The organism is Pseudomonas protegens (assembly GCF_003732485.1).
In the GTDB taxonomy this organism is placed as follows: Bacteria; Pseudomonadota; Gammaproteobacteria; order Pseudomonadales; family Pseudomonadaceae; genus Aquipseudomonas; species Aquipseudomonas protegens_B.
The window spans coordinates 168500-174149 of sequence record NZ_MOAK01000061.1 but is presented as its reverse complement, the minus strand read 5'-3'; the positions used below and the strand labels follow the sequence as shown (position 1 = coordinate 174149).

Genomic DNA, 5650 nt, shown 5'->3' with positions numbered 1-5650 from the left:
GAAACCTCGGCTCGCGGAGGTCGCCGACCGCGCGGCCCAGTGGTTCCTGCTGTTCTCGTTGATCGCCGCTGCGGCCATTGGCCTGCTGTGGTGGCAGTTGGACGCCTCGCGAGCCTTCTGGATCGTCCTGGCGATGCTGGTGGCGACCTGCCCTTGCGCACTGTCGCTGGCAACGCCCACTGCGCTCACCGCCGCCACCGGCACCTTGCACAAGCTCGGCCTGCTATTGACCCGCGGCCATGTGCTCGAAGGCCTGAACCAGATCGATACGGTGATTTTCGACAAAACCGGCACCCTCACCGAAGGACGCCTGGCACTGCGCGCCATTCGCCCCCTGGGTGCCCTGTCCAGCGATGACTGCCTGAGCTTGGCGGCTGCCCTGGAGAACCGCTCCGAGCACCCTATCGCCCGGGCCTTTGGCCGTGCCCCAGTGGCGGCCGAAGAAGTCACCAGCAGCCCGGGGCTGGGCCTGGAAGGCCTGGTGGGCATACAGCGCTTGCGCATCGGCCAGCCGGCATTCGTCTGCGAGCTCAGCGGCTGCCCGGTGCCCTCGATGCCCGATGAAGCCGGCCAGTGGCTGTTGTTGGGTGACAGCCAGGGCGCCCTCGCCTGGCTGGTGCTCGATGACCGGCTGCGCAGCGATGCCCCAGCCCTTCTGGCCGCCTGCAAGGCTCGCGGCTGGCATACCTTGCTGCTTTCCGGGGACAGCTCACCGATGGTGGCCAGCGTCGCTGCCGAACTGCAGATCGACGAGGCCCGTGGCGGCCTGCGCCCGGATGACAAGCTGCAGGTACTGCAACAGCTGCATCAACAGGGCCGCAAAGTGCTGATGCTCGGCGACGGGGTCAACGATGTACCGGTATTGGCCGCCGCCGACATCAGCGTGGCCATGGGTTCGGCTACCGACCTGGCCAAGACCAGTGCCGATGCCGTGCTCCTGTCCAACCGTCTGGACGCACTGGTGCAGGCCTTCAGCCTGGCCCGTCGGACCCGCCGGGTAATCATCGAGAACCTGCTTTGGGCCGGGCTGTACAATGGCCTGATGCTGCCGTTCGCCGCCCTGGGCTGGATCACTCCGGTCTGGGCTGCAGTCGGCATGTCCATCAGTTCCCTGACCGTGGTGCTCAATGCCCTGCGCCTGACCCGCATGCCGCGGTCAGCCGACAGCGCCGGCGCCCCCGAAACCCGCCTGTTGCCGGCCTGAGCCGCCGGGCCTGGAGTCCAGATGCCAGCTCTTTATGTGATGATTCCGGCCGCCCTGCTGATCGTGGCCATCGCCATCTATATCTTCTTCTGGGCCGTCGACAGCGGTCAGTACGACGACCTCGACGGCCCGGCCCACAGCATCCTGTTCGACGATCAGGACCCTAGCCACACCGCGGCGGTGGACGAAGCCAAGGGCCAGACCGGCAATGACGCCGAACCGGTCAAGAAATCGGAACCACCCCATGCTTGAGCTGGCTCCCCTGCTGGTTTCGGCGGTGATCCTGGGTTTGCTGGGTGGAGGACATTGCCTGGGCATGTGTGGCGGCCTGATGGGCGCTCTGACCCTGGCCATTCCCCAGGACCAACGCAGCCGGCGTTTCCGTCTGTTACTGGCCTACAACCTGGGGCGCATCCTCAGTTATGCCCTGGCCGGCCTGCTGCTGGGCCTGGCTGGCTGGGCCGTGGCCAGCAGTCCGGTGGCACTGTTCATGCGGGTACTAGCCGGCTTGTTGTTGATCGCCATGGGCCTGTACCTGGCCGGCTGGTGGAGCGGCCTGACCCGTATCGAAGGCCTTGGACGAGGCCTGTGGCGGCATATCCAGCCCGTCGCCAACCGCCTGCTGCCAGTTTCCAGCCTGCCTCGCGCACTGCTCCTGGGGGCGCTCTGGGGCTGGCTGCCTTGCGGCTTGGTGTACAGCACCCTGCTGTGGTCGGCGAGCCAGGGCAACGCCTTAGATAGCGCTCTGCTAATGCTGGCGTTCGGCCTCGGCACCTGGCCTGTGCTGTTGGCCACCGGTCTTGCGGCGGAGCGGGTCACCGCGCTGCTGCGCCGTCGCAGCGTGCGCATGGCCGGAGGACTGTTGGTCATGCTGTTCGGCATCTGGACCCTGCCCGGCCCTCACCAGCACTGGCTGATGGGCCACTGATCCCTGGAAAGTGCCCGGCTACAGGGCTTGTACGCCCCGTCGGCGCTACCTCAGCGGCTCCCGAACACCCTTGATACAAATCAAGATGGCCGCAGCCCTAACCCCCTAGACTCGCGAACACTGCCAGCCTATCCGGGGGAATTCCCGCATGCTCGACGCCATTCGTTGGGACACAGATCTGATCCGCCGCTATGACCTGGCGGGACCACGCTACACCTCATACCCGACCGCGGTGCAATTCAACAGCCAGGTCGGCGCCTTCGATCTGCTGCACGCCCTGCGCGACAGCCGCAAGGCCCAGCGCCCTTTGTCGCTGTACGTGCACATCCCGTTCTGCGCCAACATCTGCTACTACTGCGCCTGCAACAAAGTCATCACCAAGGATCGCAGCCGCGCCCTGCCCTATCTGCAACGCCTGGAACAGGAGATGCAACTGATTGCCTGCCACCTGGCGCCCAACCAGCGGGTCGAGCAGCTGCACTTCGGCGGCGGTACCCCCACCTTTCTCAATCACGACGAACTGCGCCAACTGATGGCACTGCTGCGCAAGCACTTCAACCTGCTGGACGATGACTCCGGGGACTACGGCATCGAGATCGACCCCCGGGAAGCCGACTGGTCCACCATGGGCCTGCTCCGGGAGCTGGGCTTCAATCGGGTCAGCATTGGCCTTCAGGACCTGGACCCGGCGGTACAACGGGCGGTCAATCGCCTGCAGAGCCTGGAGGAAACCCGGGCCGTGATCGAAGCGGCCCGCACCCTGCAGTTTCGCTCCATCAACATCGACCTGATCTACGGCCTGCCCAAACAGACGCCAGAGCACTTTGCCCGCACCGTGGAAGAAGTGATCAGCCTGCAACCGGATCGCCTCTCAGTCTTCAACTATGCCCATCTGCCCGAGCGCTTCATGCCGCAACGACGGATCAATGGCAATGAACTGCCAGCTCCGGCAGAGAAACTGGAGATGCTGCAACGCACCATCGAGCAATTGACGGCCGCCGGTTATCGCTACATCGGCATGGACCATTTCGCCCTGCCCGACGACGAGCTGGCGATCGCCCAGGAAGAGTCGACCCTGCAGCGCAACTTCCAGGGCTACACCACTCACGGTCATTGCGACTTGATTGGGCTCGGAGTATCGGCCATCAGCCAGATCGGGGATCTCTACTGCCAGAACAGCAGTGACCTGAGCCATTATCAAAATGCCTTGGCGGGCGCACAACTGGCCACTAGTCGTGGTCTGGTATGCAACGCCGACGACCGTCTGCGCCGTGAAGTTATTCAACAACTGATCTGCAACTTTAGTCTTAAGTTCGAAGATATAGAGAAGGCATTCAATATCGACTTTCGCGGCTACTTCAACGAACTCTGGCCGGACCTGCAGGAGATGGCCGACGATGGTCTGATTCAACTCAGCGCCGAGGCTATTACCGTACTTCCGGCGGGGCGCCTGCTGGTACGCTCGGTGTGCATGGTTTTCGACGCGTACCTGGGCCAGCAGAATCGCCAGCGTTTTTCCCGGGTCATCTAGGACCTCATGATCAGGGAGGCCGCCTTCATTACCTGTTCTGGGCTCAGGCCCGCATCTTTCATCGCCTTGGCCAGGGAGGCATTGGCGGTCAGCAAACCGCTGTTGAGGGCCGCCAGAGCAGATTGCACGCTGCCGATCCTGATTTTGGCCTCTTCCGGGCTCAGGCGCTTGTCAGCCATGATGGCCTGAAGCTGAGCGAGCTTCTCAGCAATCTGTTGTTGCAATTTTCTGATCATCTTGAGGATATTTTGAATATTTTCCGGCAGACCGCTTTCCTCGATGTCACGGTCATCGCCCGCAGCACTGGAGGATTTCTGCAGTCCGGCACCCGACAGCGACACTTTGACGCCCTCTGCGATTGCCGGCTCGGCAACTAGTGGAGAGCTCCTTAGTTCATCGTCATCAATGCCTTTCGAGGTCTCGGAATGTAGCTGCAAGTTGTTGCTGCCATTAGTAATACCGCCAACGGACGACATAATTTCAGCCTTCCAAGTTACTTTCGTTAACAGGTTATCGACCCATAAAAGGATAGCTTTACGACTAACAGTCAATACGGCACGGACTGGCCGGAACCTCCTCCCGTGAGTTACCCTTACGGCTTATGTGTGTTTTCCCACAAGGATTCTAGAATGTCCGAGCCAGTTAAACTGCGCGCTCACAACCAGGCCCATTGCAAGGATTGCAGCCTGGCCCCTCTGTGCCTGCCACTTTCCCTGAATTTGGAAGACATGGACGCGCTGGACGAAATCGTCAAACGTGGCCGCCCATTGAAAAAAGGCGAATTCCTGTTCCGTCAGGGTGACGGTTTCGACTCGGTGTATGCCGTGCGTTCAGGTGCCCTGAAAACCTTCAGCCTCAGTGACAGCGGCGAAGAACAGATCACCGGCTTCCACCTCCCCAGCGAGTTGGTGGGGCTGTCCGGCATGGATACCGAAAGCCATCCGGTTTCGGCACAGGCCCTGGAAACCACCTCGGTGTGCGAAATACCCTTCGAACGCCTCGACGAACTGGCTCTGCAACTGCCGCAACTGCGCCGCCAGTTGATGCGAGTCATGAGCCGCGAAATCCGTGACGATCAGCAGATGATGCTGCTGCTGTCGAAAAAGACCGCAGACGAGCGCATCGCCACCTTCCTGGTCAACCTCTCCGCACGTTTCCGCGCACGGGGCTTCTCGGCCAACCAGTTCCGCTTGAGCATGTCGCGCAACGAAATTGGCAACTACCTGGGCCTGGCAGTGGAAACCGTGTCCCGGGTATTCACCCGTTTCCAGCAGAACGAACTGATTGCCGCCGAAGGCAAGGAAGTGCACATCCTCGATCCGATCCAGCTCTGCGCCCTGGCCGGCGGCTCGGTAGAAGGCTGAACCACAGCACTTGCGACTGAGCCAAGCAGCTCGGTCGCGGGTATACTGGCGCGGCCTATTTGCCCGCCAGGACACCTGAAGATGGCCTTCGATTCCTTCGATATCAAATCCCTGATCCGCCCCGTCATCGACTTCCCGAAACCGGGCGTGATCTTCCGCGACATTACCCCTCTGTTCCAGTCTCCCCGGGCCCTGCGCCTGGTGGCCGACAGTTTCGCCCAGCGTTATGTCGAAGAAGACTTCAGCCACATCGGTGCCATGGATACCCGGGGCTTCCTGATCGGCTCGATCATCGCCTACCAACTGAACAAACCGCTGATCCTGTTTCGCAAACAGGGCAAACTGCCGGCGGACGTACTCGCCGAGGGCTATCAGACCGAATACGGCGAAGCCTTCCTCGAAGTCCACGCCGACAGTCTGTGTGAAGGCGACTCGGTGCTGATGTTCGATGACCTGATCGCCACCGGCGGCACCCTGATCGCGGCGGCCAATCTGGTACGGCGCATGGGGGCGAAGATCTACGAGGCCGCCGCCATCATCGACCTGCCGGAACTGGGCGGCTCGCAGAAGCTCGAAGATATGGGCATCCCAACCTTCTGCCTGACGCAGTTTTCGCTGACCGA

7 protein-coding genes are annotated in these 5650 nt (G+C 61.9%); 6 read left to right on the top strand and 1 reads right to left on the bottom strand.

Annotation, left to right across the window (positions count from 1 at the left end; translation table 11 throughout):
• The 4 genes from BLX41_RS35580 to hemN all read left to right on the top strand — a co-directional run.
• Window positions 1-1204 (top strand): heavy metal translocating P-type ATPase (locus tag BLX41_RS35580; protein WP_259744970.1); only part of this gene is annotated, 1204 nt, incomplete at its 5' end.
• A 21-nt stretch (window positions 1205-1225) separates the two neighbouring features.
• The gene (gene ccoS, locus BLX41_RS17030) at window positions 1226-1456 is read left to right on the top strand and encodes a cbb3-type cytochrome oxidase assembly protein CcoS (protein WP_123725832.1); all 231 of its coding nucleotides are present in this window, start codon (window positions 1226-1228) and stop codon (window positions 1454-1456) included.
• Window positions 1449-2132: a sulfite exporter TauE/SafE family protein gene (locus BLX41_RS17025; protein WP_123725831.1), complete on the top strand. Its 684-nt coding sequence runs from the start codon at window positions 1449-1451 to the stop codon at window positions 2130-2132. Before ccoS ends, BLX41_RS17025 begins: the two co-directional genes overlap by 8 nt.
• 148 nt (window positions 2133-2280) lie before the next feature.
• Window positions 2281-3663: an oxygen-independent coproporphyrinogen III oxidase gene (hemN, locus tag BLX41_RS17020; protein WP_123725830.1), complete on the top strand. Its 1383-nt coding sequence runs from the start codon at window positions 2281-2283 to the stop codon at window positions 3661-3663.
• Here hemN and BLX41_RS17015 read toward each other — a convergent pair.
• Window positions 3660-4139: a hypothetical protein gene (locus BLX41_RS17015; protein ID WP_123725829.1), complete on the bottom strand. Its 480-nt coding sequence runs from the start codon at window positions 4137-4139 to the stop codon at window positions 3660-3662. The genes hemN and BLX41_RS17015 overlap by 4 nt on opposite strands.
• Before the next feature lie 153 nt (window positions 4140-4292).
• Between BLX41_RS17015 and fnrA the strand changes: the two genes are divergently transcribed.
• Both fnrA and BLX41_RS17005 read left to right on the top strand, forming a co-directional pair.
• Complete coding sequence (fnrA, locus tag BLX41_RS17010) at window positions 4293-5027, top strand: Crp/Fnr family transcriptional regulator FnrA (RefSeq protein ID WP_011060230.1); 735 nt, start codon at window positions 4293-4295, stop codon at window positions 5025-5027.
• Between the two features lie 81 nt (window positions 5028-5108).
• Window positions 5109-5650 (top strand): adenine phosphoribosyltransferase (locus tag BLX41_RS17005; protein ID WP_123725828.1); only part of this gene is annotated, 542 nt, incomplete at its 3' end.